This is a genomic window from Bradyrhizobium sp. CER78, from assembly GCF_029846235.1.
Taxonomy (GTDB): Bacteria; Pseudomonadota; Alphaproteobacteria; order Rhizobiales; family Xanthobacteraceae; genus Bradyrhizobium.
Map to the genome: position 1 here is coordinate 454,375 of NZ_JARVWP010000004.1, position 17,724 is coordinate 472,098.

Below are 17,724 nucleotides of genomic sequence, written 5' to 3' on the forward strand. Positions count from 1 at the left end.
AGCGGCCGGTGACGCCGATTCCAGCGTGAATGCCCGGAGGCCGCCAATGACCAAGACCAAGCTTTTCGCCGCCCTCGCCCTGACGATTTCCTTGGCCGTCCCGGCCGCTGCGGCCGATCTCACGGCCACCCCGCACCACCGGCATCACCATCACCGGCACGCCTATTGGGGCCTGCCCTACCACATCAGCTATCTGCACAATTACGGCCCGGGCTCGGCGGCCGGCAGCTTCGCCTATTACGACGGCCCCTCGACCAACAAGTGCTACCAGAGCTCGGCCGCCTATATCGGCCAGGACCGCCGCCGGCATCCCTGCTTCTGAAGGCCGGCGGGCCAACGGCCGGCGCTCGGCGCCGACACCTCCCGGTGCCGCGCAAGGCTGCTGGCCCTGTCCGCCCAAGTCTGATAATCGACCCCCGCGGCGCTCGTAGCTCAGCTGGATAGAGCATCGGATTTCGATTCCGAGGGTCGGGAGTTCGAATCTCTCCGAGCGCGCCACTGGCACACCACCCAGACAGTTTTGACCTGTCGCGTGGACTTGCTTCGTCTCCTGCCCCGGCCGGCGAGCTGGAGCGTGCCGGTTCGTGTTCCCGCTTAACTGTCCCGTTTAACGCCGCCGCCGTTTGGGCTTTCCTTCCTATTGACGCCGTCCGGAGCCGAGGTGATAGGCTACCGGCATTTCAGGGCGGCCATTTTGAATGCGCGATCTATTGGGATTGAACCAGCTCTTGCTGGCGGTTTTGATCTTCGTGCCTTTCGAGCGACTGTTCGCTGCGAGGCCTCAGAAGATTCTCAGGCGTGGCCTGCTGACTGATATGGCCTTCCTGTTCATCAACGGGTGGCTGGTGCTGGCCGGCGTGATCGCCATCACGACGGTGGCCATTCTGGTCAATCGGTCGGTCCTGCCTGCGGCGGTGACGCAGACGATCGGTAATCTTCCGTATCTGGTCCAGGTGCCGATCGTGATCCTGCTCGCGGACCTCGGCATCTATTGGACGCACCGCATCCTGCACATCGTTCCCGCCATGTGGCAGATCCATTCGGTTCATCATGCGGTCGAGGAACTGGACTGGCTCGCTGCCATTCACCAGCACCCGCTCGACGTGATCTTCATGAAGGCCGGCGCGCTGTTTCCGCTCTACGCGCTCGGCTTCTCCACGGAAGCGATCGGCACTTACCTCCTCGTCTATTTCTGGCAGACCTGGCTGGTCCACGCCAATGTGCGCCTGAGCTACGGACCACTGCGCTACATCCTGGTGTCGCCGGAATTTCACCACTGGCACCACAGCAGTGAAGCCGAAGCCAGGGACAAGAACTTCGCCGGATTCATCTCGTTCTACGATGTGCTGTTCGGGAGCGCCTACCTTCCGACGGCGCAGAAGCCGAAGACGTTCGGCGTCGATCATCCAATGCCGTCAAACTACCTGGCGCTGCTTGCCTACCCGTTCATCGCGTGGGCCTCGAAGCGAAAGCGCAACGATCCCTCGGTCGTCCAACCTCAGTTGTCGAACGGCAGCGAGCCTGCGCAGGCGCGCCACAGTGCGCCGCTGCGCTAACCCCGCATCCCCTTCGCGCCGAACCAGCGCCGGCAGGCCCGGCTGAAGCTCGTCGCATCGGTGTAGCCGAGCGCGGCCGCCATCTCGTCGCGCGACTGCGTGCGTTCCGCGAGCATGGCCCGCGCCCGCTCGCGCAGCACGCCATCGAGCAGCGGGCGGAAGGCGCAGCCCGCCTCCGCCAGCCGCCGCACCAGCGTCCGCCGCGAGGTGCCGACGAGGCGCGCGGCTTCCTCCTCAGCCAGGCGATGCGGCAGCCGCGCCGCGATCAGGCTCTCGACCATCCGCGCCAGCGCCGCAGTGTCCGAGCGCGGCCTCTCGACCGCGTCTAGGGCTTCGATCGCCTTGGCGTGCAATTCCGGATCGGCAAACGGCGAAGGCCGCGCGCACAGCTCGTTCGGCACGTCGAAGATGAAGGCCGCCGCGTTGAACTCCACGGCGCATGAATAATGCTGCACGAGCCGCTCCGCGCCCGCAGGCGGCCGCCAGGGAAACTTCAGCGTCGCCTGTCCGATCGCATCCTCGAGCAGCTGCGCATAGGCGGCGTGGATGTTGAGACTGACGGCCAGCGCCACGGCGCGCCACAACGCGCCTTCCATGGGCACAGCCGGAGCGATTTCAATCTGGATCGAGCGCGCGGTCTTGCGCAGCTGGTTGCGGATGAAGGGTGCGCGGGTCGACCCGAAGCGCGCGCCGATGTTCAGCGCATCCGCGATGGTCGGCGCCGTCCTGGTCGCGACATCGAGCGCACCTTGCAGCGACGTCGACCAGACTGCCGCAGCCGACAGCGGCCACAGCTCGCCATGCGCCCGGGTGATGTTGGCGGCCAGCATCACCAGCGCGGAGACCGGCATGTGGGCACCCGGCTGGTCGAGCAGCTCCTGTTCGACGCCGGTGCCCTTGAGCAGTTCGTCGCGCTCGCCCCGCGTCTTGCCGAACGCCCGCACCAGCGCCCGCGCATAGCTCGCGGACACCGGCACGCGAAGGGCATCCGTCTCCGATCCCTGCATGGCGTTGGCGCCCTCCCGAGCGTCCGGCCGAATGGCTTGGCGCAAAATGCCACAAAATTGGCCTATTGGGAACTGGCGGCGCAGGCTCGCCTCGCGGCATTCTTGGCGAAACAACGGCGAATGCCGCCTCGAAAGAGCAGCTGGAGGGAATGCGATGATCTTCACGGGCACCAACGCCGCTGGCGAAACCATCACCTATAAGGACGGCAAGCGCTATCTCTGGATGCTCTCGTTCATCCCGCCGATGATCCCGCTGTTGTCCTATTGGCTCTTCCTGCGGACGCACAATCCGCTGGTGACGCTGATCCCCTTCGTCTTCATCTTCATCCTGATCCCGCTGCTCGACGTCCTTATCGGCGAAGATACCCACAATCCGCCGGCGGAAGTGGTCGCGGCGATGGAGGCCGATCCGTATTACCTGCGACTTGCACGCATCACCGTGGCGTTTCCCTGGATCAACTACGTCGCGCTGATCGCCTTCTTCGGCACGCAAGAGCTGCCGTGGTGGTCCTATGTCGCGCTGCTGCTCGGCGTCGGCACCATCAATGGCGGCGCGCTGTTGATCGGGCACGAGCTCGGCCACAAGTCCGATCGGCTCAACATCTTGTTCGGCATGCTCGCCAATTGCGCGGTCGGCTACGCGCATTTCCGCGTCGAGCACAATCGCGGCCACCATACCTGGGTCGCAACGCCCGAGGATCCCGCCAGCGCGCGGTTCGGTGAATCGATCTATGCGTTCGCAACGCGCGAGCTCCCCGGCGCCTTCAAGCGCGGCTGGCGCAATGAGGCCGAACGGCTGACCCGGCGCGGCGAGCCGGTCTGGTCGGTCAACAACGAGATCCTGCAGGGCTTTGCACTGACGCTGGTCGTCGCGGCCATCCTGATTGCAGCGTTCGGCTGGAAGGTCGCACCGTTCATCGTCGCGCATCACTTCCTCGGCTGGTACGCGCTGACCCAGGCCAATTATGTCGAACACTACGGCCTGCTGCGCGAGAAGTTGCCGAATGGCCGCTACCAGGCGGTCGAGCCGCGCCACTCCTGGAACACCAACCATATCGTCTCGAACCTGATGACGTTCCACCTGCAGCGTCACTCGGATCACCACGCCAATCCCATGCGCCCCTACCAGTCGCTGCGCGATTTCGACGACATCCCGCGGCTGCCGAACGGCTACACCGGCATGTTCGGGCTGGCCGCGATCCCGCCGCTCTGGTTCCGCGTGATGGACCCGAAGACATTGGCGTGGGCCGGTGGCGACAAGAGCAAGCTGAACCTGGGCGAGCGGCCGGCGGATGCGTGATCGCGACAAGCGCCGGCGTCCGTTCCTACGCCTGCGCTGACCGCCGCTTCATCGCGCCGATGCCGAGGAACGAGCCGTTGACGGACGGATACTGGCTGGTGAATTCGAACGCATCGAAGCTCGGTGCTTCGAATTCCCTGAGCGCCTTCCAGAGCCATGTCGTATCCGGACAGGCTTGGGAGTGGATGTCGTGATGAACGATGATGCTGGCATTGGCGCGCACCAGGAGGTGATCCTGCATCGCACCGCGCAGGCTGTGATCGCCGTCGATGAAGACGAAGTCGGGCTTCAGCCGGTCGACATGCGCGGCGACCCGCGGCGAGGTTGAAAACGCCTGCATGTAGATCGGCTCGATCCGAGCCTGCTCCTGCAGCAGTTCGAAATAGGTCGCGATGAACGGCGTCGGCGCGATCGGATCGAGGGCAATCACCCTCTTGAGGTCGGCGCCGCCGGTCCTGAGCCACTCCGCGACCAGGATGAACATGCCGCCCCAGCGACAGCCGATTTCCATGTACGAGGTGATGCCGGCCGCGTTGCGCGCAAGCCAGGCGAGATAGGGCGCGAGCTGGTTCGGATACCGCCAAAGGTGCAGGCCCTTGCCACAGCTCGGCGCCAGCTCCGGCGGCTGCTCGTGCAGCAGCTCGTCATTAAGTCCCAGCCCGTTCGAGGAAGTCCACATCGACCCGCTGGGCCGGGCTCAACGCGGCGATGGTGTCGATCGCTTCACGGACGAACGGCGCAAGATCGGCGAAACGCTGGTATCGGTCGTCTGGAGCCTGCCGGGCGTTGAGCATCGGTGCGATCGGGCCGGCCGGTTGGACACGCCGGAGACCTGCCGGCTGTCAGTGTCCCCGATGCTTCAACGGCGCAAGCGCCCGTCTCGGGCGCTGAATCTTGCTTTCCGCGGCAGTTGCTGTGTCCGTCCGCCGCGCGCCGTCCGCCGTGTTGCCTGCCTTCAGCCGCTCGGGATCTTCCGGCGCACCGCCTCCATGCCGGCATCGGTGACGCGATATCGCCGCCCCAGCTCGGGGACGATCCAGCCCTTGTCGATCATTCCGGCAATGGTGCTCGGGCCGACGCCCGCGGGAAACGAGCGGCGGTTTCGGATCGCGTCGATCGCCACTCTTTCGAGATGGGTGGCGACATGCGAGGGGCGCGCGCGAAACGCCTTCGCCATGATGAGCACCGACAGGACCTCGGCGCGTCGCCGCACCGCCGAAGCGCTGCGGGTCAGTTCGTTGCTGATCTCGAGAGCATTCTTGCCGGCCCTGGCGAGTTCTCTGAGCTTCTCGTCCTCGTCAGAGCTCCAGCGCCGTACGATCCCCATCTGCCCCTCACCGCCTGGATACCCATCTCTAACGATCGATGCATACGCAGGCGGCGCTGATTTGCCATGTGACTTTTGGCACCTCTTGATGTGACGTTGGAGACTGTCGCCATCAGGAAAGGCCGATGCGGTGCCGCCCGGTGCGGCACTCGGAGCATGGTCCGATCGAATCGGATCATGCTCTCAATCCCCTGATCCGGTCGCATTCTCCTTGCGCGAACCCGAAGCGCTTCAGTGCTTGCTGGGTTCAAGCATGATGAGCACGCCGGTCGGCTCGGGCTCGTGCGGCCGAAGCGAGGTCAGCTCCGGATCGCTCCATTCGGCAAGGCTCACCACCTCGCCGGTCTGTCCCGGCATGTCGGAGCTCTGCGCCGGTTCGAGGACCTTGAGTCCGCTGGTATCGACGAAGAATGTGTGCTCGCCAAACACGCTGTTCAGTTGCGCCACCGCCGGATGATCGTCCGGAAGCACCTGGGCGTTCATTTGCGACATGGTCTGTTTGACTTGCGTGGAATTAAGCTTCATCCGCTGCTCCTTCTTGTTGGTTCCGGCCGTGACCGCTTCCCTGGCTGGTTCCTCCCCGCCCGCACCTCTCGCCGGGGGCTTCAAAGTCTCGAACCGATCAGGCAACGAAACGTTCCGCGCGCGCGACGCATTGACCGCCCGCGCGCGGGTTCCACATCCACATCTCTGCGTGAAGGAGCCGCGCGGCGTCGCGCGCACCCGCTCATGACGCGGCGGAAGGCTTCTTCTTCCTGACGAGCCCTTCAAGATGCACGCGGCGCGCGGCGGATTTACGCACGCGTTCCCTGGTGCGGCAGGCGCGGCAGCGCGCGGCCTTGGTGAACACGTCGCCCTTCGCGGCCTCGTACCACCATTTCTGCTGCAACGGTGTCCAGACCTCGGCGACACCGCAATCCTTGCAGACGAAAGGCTCGGGCCGATAGGTTCCGCGTTCGACGAAATCAGGAATCGAATAACTGTTCGAGGGTGCGAGCCGGCTCGTCACCACCGGAACCTCGTCGCGCGCCAGCGCGATCTTGTAGTCGCGCAGGCGTTGTCGCTCGGCGGCGCGTTGCGCCAGCGTGTGGTGCCATGCCGCAGCCTTGCGCTGCTTGGCCTCCATCTCCCGGCGTGTCTGCTTGCTGCGCTTCACGTCCGCACCATCCGCCCTGCACCTCATCGGCGAACTTGCTGCCCGTTCAAGGACGATGTCATTGATGCGCTGCAGTTCGGCCGCAGGCTCGCCATACTAGCTGCGGCATTGCGCGGCGACCAGATCGACGACCAGCGATCGGTGCGGCGCCTATGTCCGCGCCTGCTCCACGGGGCGCATGTGGATCAGCGCGTCGAGCACGAGGACGAGCACGGGACGCTGCTCGTCGTTGACGAGCTCGGTCTTGAAGATCACGACGGCGTCGCGCCGCTCCGGCCTGATGGTGATCTTCTGGATCTGGGATTGGCCGGTCAGCGTCGTTCCCGGGCGGACCGGGCTCGGCAGACGGATCTCGAAGCTTCGCCCGACAATGCCCGCCACCTTGCTCCAGATCGCCTCCACGACGAGCCGCTGATAGATCGCAATGGTGTTGAAGCCGCTTGCGATCAGCCCTCCGAACGGGCCCGCCGCAGCGGCGACGGGATCGGTATGGATCGGCACCGGATCATACTTTCCGGCGAACTCCAGGATCTCGGCCTCGCCGATCGTGTAAGTCCCGAGCTTGAATGTCTGGCCCTCGGTGAGATCTTCCGCATACAGCATCGCACGCCTCCGTCTGTCGCAAGACGATAGCCGAACGCTGCGGGCTTTCCATTACCTCCGAGGTCATGAACTTCGCGCACCGCACGCGAGCGGCACCGGCCGCTCGCATCTCGCCGCGGGCGTCCCGCGCTATTGCAGCCGGGCCGCCCTCGCCTTGGCGGCCTTCACGGTGTTCTCCATCAGGCAGGCGATCGTCATCGGTCCGACGCCGCGCGGCACCGGCGTGATCGCGCCGGCAACGTGCACCGCCTCGTCGAAGGAGACATCGCCGCATACCGCGTAGCCGCCTTCCGGCTTCTCGACGCGCGTGGTGCCGACATCGATCACGATCGCCTGCGGCTTGATCCAGTCACCGCGCACGAGGCCCGCCTTGCCCACCGCGCTGACCAGGATGTCGGCCTGACGGCAGAGGTTGCTGATGTCGCGGGTGTGGATGTGGGTCTGCGTCACGGTCGCCTGCTCCTGCAGCAGCAGCGCGGCCATCGGCTTGCCGACGATGTTGGAACTGCCGATCACCACGGCATGCGCGCCGGTGAGATCCGATCGGATCGACTTGATTAGCCTGAGACAGCCGAGCGGCGTGCATGGCACCAAAGCATCGTCGCCGTGAAACAGCCGGCCGGCATTGAGCGCGTGCAGGCCGTCGACATCCTTGGCAGGATCCACCGCCGCCATCACGCGCAGGGCGTCGATATGCGCCGGCAGCGGCAGCTGGATCAGGATGCCGTCGATATCGTCGCGCGCGTTGAGCGCCGCGATCCTGGCAAGCAGATCGGCCTCGCTGGCGTCGTCCGGCAGGCGCTCGACCTCGCCGCGCAAGCCAAGCCGCTCGGCCATCCTGACCTTGCTCTGCACATAGATCTGGCTGGCCGGGTCGTCACCGACCAGCACGACCGTAAGCCCGGGCGCGCGGGGCAACCGGTCCAGTTCACTTGCAACCTTGTCGATGACAATTTGGGCATGTGCATGCCCATCAAGAATGTTCGCCGTCATGGCACCTCCGTTTCGAAGCGGTGCCCAGGCGCGCGGCGTTCAGTCTCTGCGCTCCCCGATGGTGGTCCATCCAAGCGCCAGTCGCGCAGATGGCGCCGTGATAGCCGGTGGGCCCCGCAAAGGCAAATCACGCTCGGTTGCGGTCGAACCGGCGACGAATTGCCCCTGTTTTTGCCGGTGGATCGGTGTCGGGTGGGTCGTCTCTGGGGGTAGGATTCGGGCAGAACTTGCGATAAGCCTCGGCGCTTGCCGGGCTTTTCCGATCCCCGGCGCCATCCTTCCGGTCATCACGCCATTTCGGACAATTTCAACATGAGACATATCATCATCGCGCTGGCGCTCCTCTGCCCGGCTGCCGCGCTTGCCCAGGGCACGGCTCCAGCCACCACGCCACCGCCGGCGGCCGACAAGCCGGCGGCGGCCTCACAGCCGATGGTCGGCGACAAGCCGCTGGTCCAGGTCGGCAAGAAGTCGGCGGCCAAGAAGGGCGAGAAGGCTGCCGCTCCCGGCAAGCCGCAATCGGTCGCGCAGAAGCTCCAGGCCTGCCAGGACATCGACGACGCCACCAAGGAGCGGCTGATGTGCTACGACGAGATCTTCAAGCCGCAGCCGAAGCCGAAGGCCGCCCCTGCCAAGGGCGTCAACGAATGCCGGTTCGTGAAGGAAGAGGACGAGCGGCTGACCTGCTACAACGGCTTCGCCGACAAGATTCCGCGCCTGCCGCGCTAACCGGCGTGAATGGCCCGTACGACTATTTGCGTCCGGTTGCCGGCTGATCTCGCGGACATGAAAATGCCGCCGCAAGCATTTGCGGCGGCGTGCTGGTTGCCGGCTGCGTCGCGACCCTGCCTACCAGGTGCCGAAACCGCCGAAGAAGCCCATGCGCGGCTGCTGCTGCGCGACGCGATAGGGCTGATACATGCCGGGCTGCGCCAGCCGCATCGGCTGCTGCGGATGGGCATGGTAACGCGCAACCTTGTGCTTCTTCGGAGCCGGCGGCTGAGCCTGGGCCGGCTGGTCGGCCGGTTTCGCCTCGGCCACGGCCTTCTGCGCGTCAGCCTTCTCGGGAATGAACTGGGCAAACGTGTTGCGGACGCGGGCCTGTGCCGACGCGTCGCCCGTTGCCGGCGGGACGGCCGCGGCAACCGCGTTCACCTGCGCCGGAACGATGATCGGCTGGCTGGTATCGTATACCACCCGCTCCGGCAATTTCTGCGTCGACCTGATGCGGACCATGGTCTTGTCGGCGCCCGGCGATGAGATGGCCTGGCTTTGGCCGGGAACCGGGGCCTCCTGCGGCACGATGGCACTGACGACGAAGAGCAGCGCGAGCAGCACTCCACCAACGAACAGGAAATAACGCGCCACAGGCATTTTGGTAGCTCCCCCCGCGCACGGGCGCGGTTCATCTCGGCGCGACGACATCAGTCATCGCGCAGCGAATTCATCGTCTGCGCATGATCACCCGGACAGTCGCCATCCCGCGCTTCCGGGTCGTTCTCTAACGGTCGGCTTATTAGTTAGTTCCTGCCTGGCCGTTACGGTTCACCCGGCAAGTCAATTCCTGCTCACTTTTTCGAGATGCAGGGTTTAGGCGCGGCTGGCGGTCACGACAGAGCATTTCGCCTTGTTTGCGTTAACATTTACGAAGCCGATCAGCATCTGCGAGTAGGTCTTGCGGCTCTTCATGGCGATGGTGTCCGGGATCAGGCGCTTGCGCTCGGTCATCGGGCTGCCGTCGCGGCGGATGAAGGCGCAGGCGATCTCGATATCCTTGACCGCGAAATCATTGGCGTTGCGCAGCGTCAGGGTGACCAGCACCTTGGACCCGAGCCCGCCGCGGCGCCACGATTGCGAGGCGATCCGCACCCGGTCCAGCGGCGATCGTTCGGCGCCCGGCTGGGACGACCTGGCCTCCTCGGCCGGCTGCGGGGCGGTGGCCATGCCAACCGTGGCCGGCTCGTCTGCCGGTGCGGCCAGCGCCTCCTTCCTAGGGGCCTGGGCAGGCTGCACCCCGGTCGGCACATCCTGCGCGGTGCGGATGACGGCCGAAGACACCGGCCAGATATCCTGGTCTCCGGCGTCGCTCGGCTCGGGGAGCATGAACCAGGCGGCGATCCCGGCGATTGCGATCAACGACAGCAGCAGGCTGGCGTAGAAGCCGCCGTCACCGAGACGTCCGGCGGCAACATTTCGAAACGACGCCAAGCCGATCCGCATCGTCGTGCCCTCACCCTCAACGCCCGACCAGATCCCGCCAGCACAGAGACCGCAGCCATCGCCGCATGCGGCATCCGGGACGACCGCAGGTCGAGCGGCCACGCGAGAACAATCGCCATCGGCCGGAATGGTTTCATTCCGGGACGACAATCTTGCGACGTGCAGCACGGGATGGCATCACAGCCGGCCGATCGCTAGATTTGCACCGCGCGAGAGCGAGTGCCGCGCGCCGACGCGGCGCGAGAACAACAAGGAGATCGCAATGCCTGTCGTCACCTGGGACCACGTCCATCTGCGCAGTCCCGATCCGGAAGCCACCGCGACCTGGCTGCGCGACATTCTCGGCGGCGAGATCATCCGTGGCCCAGGCCGCATCGACGTCCAGCTCGGCGGCGCCAAGGTGTTCATCGCGGAGGTGACGCAGGGCGACGGCGTCAACGCACCGCCGGCGACGCCGTATCAGGGGCTCGACCATTTCGGACTAACGGTGAAGGACATCGATGCGGTTGCGGCCGAAATCAAGGCCAAGGGCGTCGAGTTCACCAAGGAGCCGACCACGATCCGCCCGGGCGTGCGGATCTGCTTCATCCGCGGCCCGCAGGGCATCTCGATCGAACTGCTCGAGCGCGACAAGAAATACGTGTGAGCGACTGTCGCGCTACGTCATGCTGCCGGGCATGAAGCAGCGGATCGTCACGCCCATGTAGCTCTTGATCGGCCACACCATCGCGCGGCCGGCCCGGTTGGGCTCAGTGACCACGGCCTCGTCGGGGACGTCGATCCAGATCCCCTCGAGGCGCACACGGTAGTGCCCGTCCTTCGACTCCCAATCGACATCGCTGACCGCAGTGCCGTCGGCATCGGAGCAGCACGGCCCCTTGCCGCTGCGCAGACCGTCGAACCACTCCTTCAGCGGCGAATTAGCGTAGCGGCCGTCGGGATCGCGGGCCTGCGCTAGCTGCGCAGCCGCCACCGACACGAGCACGACGAGGCCGAGCGGCAGGTACACCCGCATCCGGCTCCTGCGATGGCCGGCCAAGGTTTCGGAATCGTCGTCGGGGCCCGCCAAGCGGCCGCCAGCTTCTATCCTGTCTGTCATGTGTGTTGCTCCAGCACTCACCGGCCAGTGCAACCAGAGCTATGCATTTCGCGGGCCAGTTCGAGTCGCGCGCACGGTCCGCTGTCATCGCGCCGTCACACCGCCTGGCAGGAACCGAGGGTTCACGGCCACTCCGGACACCCGGAATCAACCTGCCGCATTGCACGAGGTTGCTCGCTTTGGCATAAAAAACCAATCCGGATTGCTGCGGGCGCGGCAGCCGGTCCATGGGACGTTATGAAGAACGGGCTGTACTCAATCCACGTCACCCTGCTGGACGGACGCGTCGGCAAGGGCAGCGGAGTGATTCTCTTCCGCGACGGACAGATTCTCGGCGGCGATGCCTATCTCTATTACACCGGCAGCTACACGGTGAAGGGTGACGCATTCAAGGGCGAGGTCCTTGTGCAACGCCACACCACGCCGCGCGACACCGACAACCCGCTGTTCGGCGGGCCCGCGCCGGTCGGCATCGGCGTCTCCGGCACCTTCACCGACACCCGCGGCACCATGAGTGGAACCGCGCTGGTCGGCAAGGCGAGCCTGATCTTCGGCGCCACGCTGCACAAGCTCGCGGATATCAATTAGCGCACGATAAGGTTGCGCTTGAATCGTGTTTGAGCGCTTTCGGACCGTCATACTGAGGTGCGAGCGCAGCGAGCCTCGAAGGATCGACGGCCACCAGCCGGGCCGTGCACCCTTCGAGACGCGGCTTCGCCGCTCCTCCAGCGACAAAGGCGAAGCCTTTGCGCGGGGATGACGGTGCTGGCACATGTTTCTGCCGTTCTCCCTATTCACGTCGCGCCGTGCGCGTCGACGTAGAGCGCGTAGATCGAATGGCAGGACGCCATGTAGAGGCGGTTGTTCTTGGGTCCGCCGAAGGTCAGGTTCTCGCAGCGCTCCGGCAGGCGGATGAAGCCGAGCGGCTTGCCCTGCGGGTTGAACACCATCACGCCGTCGAGATCCTCAGACCGGCCCTTGAGCTGATAGACCTTGCGGCCGTTGACATCCACAGGCTCCGATTGCAGCGCGCCGTTGCTGCCCCAGCCGCACCACAGATTGCCGTCGCGATCGACGCGGAAGCCGTCGAGCGATCCCTGGTCGGCGGCGTCGATCAGCTTGCTCTTGTTGCGGACGCTGCCGTCGGGATTGACGTCGTAGCTCCAGATGCTGCGGCTCGGCGTGCCCTTCCACTCGACGACGTAGAGCTTCTTCTCGTCCGGCGAGAACGCCAGCCCGTTCGGATTGACCAGATCGGTGATGACGGCCGTCAGCTTGCCGTCGGTGCCGATGCGGAACACGTTGGTGTTGTCCTGCTCGCGCTTGGCCTTGAAGCCCTCCCACTCGCCGGCGATGCCGAACACCGGATCGGTGAACCAGATGGTGTCGTCGGACTTCACCACGATGTCGTTCGGCGCATTGAGCCGTTTGCCCTCGAAATTGTCGGCGAGCACGGTGATCTTGCCGTTCTTCTCGGTGCGCGTGATCCGCCGCGTCACCGAATGCTCGCAGGTGACGAGCCGGCCCTGGCGGTCGCGGGTATTGCCGTTGGCGAAATTGGCGGGGCTTCTGAAGACGCTGAGGCTACCGTCCTTCTCGCTGTACTTCATGATGCGGTTATTGGGGATGTCGCTGAACAGCAAATAGCCGCCCTCGGGGAAATAGGCCGGCCCTTCCGCCCAGCGCAGGCCGGTCGCGACCTGCTCGAGCGTAGAACTGTAGAGCCGGTACTTGGCAAAGCTCGGGTCGAGGATTTCGACCGCCGGATCCGGATAGCGCTGATTGGGCTTGAACGGGAACGACTGCGCCATGGCGCGGCTGGCCGCTGCGCTCGCCATGCCCGCGCCGATGCCGGCCACCAGATTGCGCCGTGAGATCATGTCTTCCTCCCCTGCTCGCACCGCCCGCTGATCGCTGGATCGGTTGAGCGAGCCGTAGGAGCGTTGTCGCGGACGGTCCAATGCCGTTCGCGCATCGATCGATACTGATCGAATATCGATCGTCGGGCCCGTGATCGCGAGGGCGCAACACGACCGTCTCGAAGAATCGACGGCCGCCATCGGGGCCATTGATCCTCAAGGCTCGCTTCGCAAGCGCCGCAGGAGACGCCGATGCAGCCCGGCTATCCGGGCTGCTGATTTCGTCTCATGATCTTGAGCACGAGCAAGACGGCACCCAGCACCAGAAGCAGGATGCCGATAACGGTCGTATCGGTAGACTCGAACGTCACACCCACCGCTGTCAGCAGGCATCCGGCTATGATCGCGAACAGGCCGCCAAGCTTCTTGAACAGGAACAGATGTCCGTCACTTGTTTGCGCCACCATGGTACATCTCATTGCTACGGTTGATGCCCCGCGCCTCCCACACTCACTTCGGCTCGCACGCACGCGCCGCAATCGTACTCCCTCAAACGAAAACGTTGCAATCGGTCGTTGATTGCGCGCCGCAGCGACGTCCGCCGTTTGATTCAAACTGAAGCGATTGCGGATGCGTCGGCAGTTGAAAAGAAATCGCGTCAGCCTCACTGACTTGAACATCACCTCAGGTGAATTGTTCGCAAATGTTGATAGCTGGATTGCAGCACCAGGCTCCGGTTGTAGGTTGACTCAACTAAAACTTTGGCGCTGACTGTCCGGACGCATCGTGTTCTAGAATGGAACCGGCCACCGTTGGGTCCGTTCGGACGGAGAGATGCGATGGCGTCGCCTTCGGTCGATCAGCGAGAGCAGGCCTACATCTCGACCGGTCATCTACCCGGTCCGGAGATGGTGCAGGCGCTTGTCGAAGACGCGTACCGGCGATTCAAGTCGAACACCGATGGAGCGACGTCGCAGGTTTACCCGGCACTCGCACGGGTTCCGGCGGAGCTGTTCGGTGTTTGTGTCGTCGGAACCGGTGGCCGTGTCTATGGCGCTGGAGACGTCGACCACGAATTCTCGATCATGAGCGTCTCGAAGCCGTTCCTGTTTGCGCTGATCTGCGAGACGATCGGCCCGGAGGCAGCACGCGAAAAGCTTGGCGCCAACGCCACCGGTCTTCCCTTCAACTCGCTCGGTGCGATCGAGCAGGGAAACGGGCGCACCAATCCGATGGTCAACGCCGGCGCCATTGCTGCGACCAGCCTCGCGCCGGGCCGGTCCGTCGAGGACCGCTGGCAATTCATCCACGACGGGTTATCACGCTTCGCCGGCCGGCCTCTCTCGCTCAACGAGGAGGTCTATGCATCCGCCTCCGAGACCAATTTCCGCAATCGAAGCATCGCGCGTTTGCTGGAGAGCTACGAGCGGATCTACAGCGACGCCAGGCAGGCGACTGATCTTTACACGCGGCAATGTTCGCTGAATGTCAGCGCCAGGGATCTGGCCGTAATGGGCGCGACCTTGGCCGACGGCGGCGTGAACCCGGTGACCAGGCAACGGGTGGTCGACGCAGCCGTATGCCACTACACCCTGGCAGTGATGGTCACCGCCGGATTGTACGAGACATCGGGCGATTGGCTCTACGATATCGGCCTGCCGGGAAAGAGCGGCATCGGCGGCGGCATCGTCGCGGTATCCCCGGGCAAAGGGGGCTTCGGCACGTTCGCCCCGCCGCTGGATGCCGCCGGCAACAGCGTGAGGGGCCAACTCGCCGCAAAATTCCTGTCACAGCGACTCGGGATGGATCTGCTCGTGTCGCAGCCGGACGGCTGAGCGGTCGTCGCAAGATCGGCATTGCCGCGGGCGGGCCGATCGTAGAAGCCGAGAAGATCGGAGGACGCCATGGCGCAGACAATATCGATCGGCGGCATCCACCAGGAGGAGCGCGCATCTTGGGTTCCGATGATTGCGATTGCGCTCGGCCAGATGATCATGTCGTTCAATGTCGCATCGCTCCCGGTTGCCATGGGCGGCATGGTGACAAGCTTCGGCGTGCCCCCCACCACGGTGGCGACCGGCATAGTGGCCTATTCGATGCTCGTGGCCGGCTTCGTCATGCTTGGCGCGAAACTCGCGCAAAGATTTGGCGCGCTGCAGGTGTTCCGCCTTGCAGTTGTCCTGTTCTTCGCATCGCAGCTCCTGATGACATTCAGCCCCACGGCCACCACCATGATCTCGGCGCAGGCGCTTTGCGGTGCCGCCGGAGCGGTGATCGTGCCTTCGCTCGTCGCCCTGATCGCCGAGAATTATGCCGGGCGCCAGCAGGCCACGGCCCTCGGCGCGCTGGGCTCGGCGCGTGCCGCTGCCGGCGTGCTCGCATTCGTGATCGGCGGAGTGTTCGGAACCTATATCGGCTGGCGGCCGGCGTTCGGAATCCTGATCGCGGTGTCGGCGATCGTCTTCCTGCTGAGTTTTCGCTTGAAGCCCGACCGCGGCCGCCCCGACATCGAGATCGATCTGGTTGGCGTTGCCCTCGCCGCCAGCGCGATCATTCTGATCAGCTTCGGATTCAACAATCTCAACGGCTGGGGGCTGGCCCTCGCCCGTCCCAACGCGCCGTTCGATCTGTTGGGCGTTTCGCCGGCGCCGATCATGATCGTGATCGGCATCGTGCTCGGACAGGCATTTCTGAGCTGGACGCACCGGCAGCAGGCCGCGGGAAAAACCCCGCTGCTGGCACTGGAGGTGATCGACTCGCCCGAGGAGCGCTGCGCGGTCTATGCGCTGTTCGCGGTGGTCGCGCTGGAGGCTGCACTGAACTTCACGGTGCCGCTCTACATCCAGATCGTGCAGGGACGCTCGCCGATCGCCACCGCGATCGCGATGATGCCGTTCAACCTCACGGTCTTCTTCTCGGCGATGCTGATCGTCAATCTCTACGACAGATTGACACCTCGCCAGATCGGACGTTTCGGCTTTGCGCTCTGCACCGTCGCGCTGCTGTGGCTCGCCTTCGTCGTACGCAACGATTGGAGCGAGATTCCCGTTCTGCTTGGTCTCGTCCTGTTCGGCATCGGCCAGGGCTCCCTGGTGACGCTGCTGTTCAACGTCCTGGTGACGGCCTCGCCCAAGGTGCTGGCGGGAGACGTCGGGTCCTTGCGCGGGACCACGCAAAACCTCGCGGCCGCGGTAGGTACGGCGGTCGCCGGCGCCCTTCTCGTTGGTCTGCTGAGCACTATCGCCCTCGGCAAGATCACGGCCAGCCCGGTGCTGACGAAGGAGCTGCAAAGCCAGGTTGACCTCAACAACATCACTTTCGTCAGCAATGACCGGCTGCGCAGCGTGCTCGAAGCCACGAGCGGCACGCCACAGCAGGTCGAGGAAGCGGTCCGGGTCAACACCGAAGCCCGGCTGCGGGCACTGAAGATCGGGCTGTTGATCATGGCGGGCCTCGCCCTCCTCGCGGTCATTCCGGCGGGGCAGCTGCCGAACTACCGGCCGGGAGAGATTCCGGATGACAACGCGGCGGACAACCGCGAACGAACCAGCTGATCCGCGCCGGCCGGACCGGCCGATCCATGCGCATCACCCGCTGGAGCAAGACAACGACGTCCCGGCAACAACGGAAGGAGCAAGCCATGCATGACATCGATCGCCGGACGGCACTGCGGAGCATACTCGGCGGTGTCGTTGTCGCAGGCCTGGGTACAAGTCTGTTGGCAGAGAGCGCGAAGGCGCTGCCGCTCGCGCTGGAAAAGGACCTCGTCACCAGGGCGGACGATGCCGGGCCGAATGTGCATAGAGTTGCCACCAGCCGGCGACCGCGGCCACGGCCGCCACCGCGACCACCCCACCGCCGTCATTGGCATCGCCGGCGACGCTGGTCCTGCTGGTGGCACCGCGGCCGTCGTCGCTGCGGGTGGCGCTGGTAATCCCAGGCGCGGCTTCCCGCTCCGCTCGAACGGCACGGATCGCCGCGCCGGCCAATCCGCGACGCGTTTCCCGGCCCGGGAATTGAGGAGGATAACATGGCGACCACCGACAACAGTTCCGCGTTAGGTCTCACCGGCATCGCGCCGCCGCCGCTATGGATGTGCGTCCTGCTCGGGATCGCCATGATCGTCGCGGGCGTCCTCGTCCTCGGCGATGTCGTGCTCTTCACCGTGGTCAGCGCGATCTTCATCGGCTGGACGGCGATTTTCGCTGGCGGCTTCGAGATCGTGCACGCCTTCTGGACCAAGGGGTGGGAGGTTTCCTGTGGCAGCTGCTGCTCGGAGCCCTCTACATTGCATCCGGAATCGTGCTGTTGAGCCAGCCGGTGACCGGCGCGCTGATCCTGACCTACGTCCTCGGCCTGATGCTCCTGGTGTCCGGGCTCGTCCGCGTGACGATCGGCATCGGCCATTGGCGGCAGTCCGGCTGGGTCCTGGCGGCCTCCGGGGTGTTCGGCGTCCTCGCGGGCCTCATCATTTTGAGCGGATTTCCGGCAACCGGGCTCTGGGTGCTTGGACTATTACTGGGCATCGACCTGATGTCCCACGGCATCGGCTGGTTGACCTATGCCTTGCGGCCCGCCGACCGGCCGGCGTAGCAGCATTTTGG

Annotated in this window: 23 protein-coding genes, 1 tRNA gene and 1 riboswitch; of the genes, 11 read left to right on the forward strand and 13 right to left on the reverse strand. The window is 65.0% G+C overall.

What is annotated here, in order from left to right:
• The first annotated feature begins 46 nt into the window (after nt 1-46).
• The 3 genes from QDT69_RS10995 (at nt 47) to QDT69_RS11005 (ending at nt 1,556) form a co-directional block, all read left to right on the forward strand.
• Nucleotides 47-322: a hypothetical protein gene (locus QDT69_RS10995; RefSeq protein WP_279706582.1), complete on the forward strand. Its 276-nt coding sequence runs from the start codon at nt 47-49 to the stop codon at nt 320-322.
• Nucleotides 323-421: 99 nt separating this feature from the next.
• Nucleotides 422-498 (forward strand) — tRNA-Arg (locus tag QDT69_RS11000).
• Between the two features lie 200 nt (nt 499-698).
• Nucleotides 699-1,556: a sterol desaturase family protein gene (locus tag QDT69_RS11005; RefSeq protein ID WP_279706583.1), complete on the forward strand. Its 858-nt coding sequence runs from the start codon at nt 699-701 to the stop codon at nt 1,554-1,556.
• On the opposite strand, the gene QDT69_RS11010 is transcribed toward QDT69_RS11005, so the two are convergent.
• Nucleotides 1,553-2,563: an AraC family transcriptional regulator gene (locus tag QDT69_RS11010; RefSeq protein WP_279706584.1), complete on the reverse strand. Its 1,011-nt coding sequence runs from the start codon at nt 2,561-2,563 to the stop codon at nt 1,553-1,555. The genes QDT69_RS11005 and QDT69_RS11010 overlap by 4 nt on opposite strands.
• Before the next feature lie 154 nt (nt 2,564-2,717).
• Between QDT69_RS11010 and QDT69_RS11015 the strand changes: the two genes are divergently transcribed.
• The gene (locus QDT69_RS11015) at nt 2,718-3,863 is read left to right on the forward strand and encodes an alkane 1-monooxygenase (protein ID WP_279706585.1); all 1,146 of its coding nucleotides are present in this window, start codon (nt 2,718-2,720) and stop codon (nt 3,861-3,863) included.
• Nucleotides 3,864-3,888: 25 nt separating this feature from the next.
• Here QDT69_RS11015 and QDT69_RS11020 read toward each other — a convergent pair whose 3' ends face one another.
• From QDT69_RS11020 to QDT69_RS11050, 7 genes are all read right to left on the reverse strand, one after another.
• The gene (locus tag QDT69_RS11020; RefSeq protein WP_279706586.1) at nt 3,889-4,542 is read right to left on the reverse strand and encodes a class I SAM-dependent methyltransferase; all 654 of its coding nucleotides are present in this window, start codon (nt 4,540-4,542) and stop codon (nt 3,889-3,891) included.
• Complete coding sequence (locus QDT69_RS11025; RefSeq protein WP_279706587.1) at nt 4,511-4,657, reverse strand: hypothetical protein; 147 nt, start codon at nt 4,655-4,657, stop codon at nt 4,511-4,513. The genes QDT69_RS11020 and QDT69_RS11025 overlap by 32 nt, the downstream gene beginning before the upstream one ends.
• A gap of 161 nt (nt 4,658-4,818) precedes the next feature.
• Entirely contained in the window at nt 4,819-5,190 is a 372-nt protein-coding gene (locus tag QDT69_RS11030) for a hypothetical protein (RefSeq protein ID WP_279706588.1), read from the reverse strand.
• A gap of 231 nt (nt 5,191-5,421) precedes the next feature.
• Nucleotides 5,422-5,715: a hypothetical protein gene (locus tag QDT69_RS11035; protein ID WP_050420464.1), complete on the reverse strand. Its 294-nt coding sequence runs from the start codon at nt 5,713-5,715 to the stop codon at nt 5,422-5,424.
• 202 nt (nt 5,716-5,917) lie between these two features.
• A complete protein-coding gene (locus tag QDT69_RS11040; RefSeq protein ID WP_279706590.1) occupies nt 5,918-6,346 on the reverse strand; it encodes a zinc-ribbon domain containing protein in 429 nt (142 codons plus the stop codon).
• A gap of 150 nt (nt 6,347-6,496) precedes the next feature.
• The gene (locus tag QDT69_RS11045; protein WP_279706591.1) at nt 6,497-6,949 is read right to left on the reverse strand and encodes a MaoC/PaaZ C-terminal domain-containing protein; all 453 of its coding nucleotides are present in this window, start codon (nt 6,947-6,949) and stop codon (nt 6,497-6,499) included.
• Nucleotides 6,950-7,078: 129 nt separating this feature from the next.
• The gene (locus QDT69_RS11050) at nt 7,079-7,942 is read right to left on the reverse strand and encodes a tetrahydrofolate dehydrogenase/cyclohydrolase catalytic domain-containing protein (RefSeq protein WP_279706592.1); all 864 of its coding nucleotides are present in this window, start codon (nt 7,940-7,942) and stop codon (nt 7,079-7,081) included.
• 15 nt (nt 7,943-7,957) lie between these two features.
• A riboswitch (ZMP/ZTP riboswitch) is annotated at nt 7,958-8,037 on the reverse strand.
• Nucleotides 8,038-8,254: 217 nt separating this feature from the next.
• Here QDT69_RS11050 and QDT69_RS11055 point away from each other — a divergent pair.
• Complete coding sequence (locus QDT69_RS11055) at nt 8,255-8,671, forward strand: hypothetical protein (protein ID WP_279706593.1); 417 nt, start codon at nt 8,255-8,257, stop codon at nt 8,669-8,671.
• A gap of 120 nt (nt 8,672-8,791) precedes the next feature.
• Here QDT69_RS11055 and QDT69_RS11060 read toward each other — a convergent pair whose 3' ends face one another.
• Nucleotides 8,792-9,316 carry a hypothetical protein gene (locus QDT69_RS11060; RefSeq protein ID WP_279706594.1) on the reverse strand — a complete coding sequence of 175 codons (525 nt, stop codon included), beginning with the start codon at nt 9,314-9,316 and terminating at the stop codon, nt 8,792-8,794.
• A gap of 216 nt (nt 9,317-9,532) precedes the next feature.
• The gene (locus tag QDT69_RS11065) at nt 9,533-10,330 is read right to left on the reverse strand and encodes a hypothetical protein (RefSeq protein ID WP_279706595.1); all 798 of its coding nucleotides are present in this window, start codon (nt 10,328-10,330) and stop codon (nt 9,533-9,535) included.
• Between the two features lie 94 nt (nt 10,331-10,424).
• Between QDT69_RS11065 and QDT69_RS11070 the strand changes: the two genes are divergently transcribed.
• A complete protein-coding gene (locus tag QDT69_RS11070; RefSeq protein ID WP_279706596.1) occupies nt 10,425-10,808 on the forward strand; it encodes a VOC family protein in 384 nt (127 codons plus the stop codon).
• 12 nt (nt 10,809-10,820) lie between these two features.
• Here the strand turns inward: QDT69_RS11070 and QDT69_RS11075 are convergent, their stop codons facing one another.
• Nucleotides 10,821-11,177: a hypothetical protein gene (locus QDT69_RS11075; protein WP_279706684.1), complete on the reverse strand. Its 357-nt coding sequence runs from the start codon at nt 11,175-11,177 to the stop codon at nt 10,821-10,823.
• Between the two features lie 321 nt (nt 11,178-11,498).
• Here QDT69_RS11075 and QDT69_RS11080 point away from each other — a divergent pair, with 321 nt between their 5' ends.
• A complete protein-coding gene (locus tag QDT69_RS11080; RefSeq protein ID WP_026192881.1) occupies nt 11,499-11,849 on the forward strand; it encodes a GrlR family regulatory protein in 351 nt (116 codons plus the stop codon).
• Nucleotides 11,850-12,055: 206 nt separating this feature from the next.
• Here the strand turns inward: QDT69_RS11080 and QDT69_RS11085 are convergent, their stop codons facing one another.
• Both QDT69_RS11085 and QDT69_RS11090 read right to left on the reverse strand, forming a co-directional pair.
• On the reverse strand, nt 12,056-13,141 hold the full coding sequence (locus tag QDT69_RS11085; protein WP_279706597.1) for an SMP-30/gluconolactonase/LRE family protein: 1,086 nt from the start codon (nt 13,139-13,141) through the stop codon (nt 12,056-12,058).
• Nucleotides 13,142-13,383: 242 nt separating this feature from the next.
• Nucleotides 13,384-13,587: a hypothetical protein gene (locus QDT69_RS11090; RefSeq protein ID WP_050420457.1), complete on the reverse strand. Its 204-nt coding sequence runs from the start codon at nt 13,585-13,587 to the stop codon at nt 13,384-13,386.
• A 372-nt stretch (nt 13,588-13,959) separates the two neighbouring features.
• On the opposite strand from QDT69_RS11090, the gene glsA reads away from it, so the two are divergent.
• The 4 genes from glsA to QDT69_RS37205 all read left to right on the forward strand — a co-directional run bounded on the left by glsA (nt 13,960) and on the right by QDT69_RS37205 (nt 17,713).
• Nucleotides 13,960-14,955: a glutaminase A gene (gene glsA / locus QDT69_RS11095; protein ID WP_279706685.1), complete on the forward strand. Its 996-nt coding sequence runs from the start codon at nt 13,960-13,962 to the stop codon at nt 14,953-14,955.
• Nucleotides 14,956-15,024: 69 nt separating this feature from the next.
• A complete protein-coding gene (locus QDT69_RS11100) occupies nt 15,025-16,674 on the forward strand; it encodes an MFS transporter (protein ID WP_279706598.1) in 1,650 nt (549 codons plus the stop codon).
• Between the two features lie 476 nt (nt 16,675-17,150).
• Nucleotides 17,151-17,432 (forward strand): DUF308 domain-containing protein, encoded by a 282-nt coding sequence (locus QDT69_RS37200; protein WP_347952030.1) that lies wholly within the window; start codon nt 17,151-17,153, stop codon nt 17,430-17,432.
• Nucleotides 17,429-17,713 (forward strand): DUF308 domain-containing protein, encoded by a 285-nt coding sequence (locus tag QDT69_RS37205; RefSeq protein WP_347952031.1) that lies wholly within the window; start codon nt 17,429-17,431, stop codon nt 17,711-17,713. Before QDT69_RS37200 ends, QDT69_RS37205 begins: the two co-directional genes overlap by 4 nt.
• Nucleotides 17,714-17,724 lie beyond the last annotated feature (11 nt).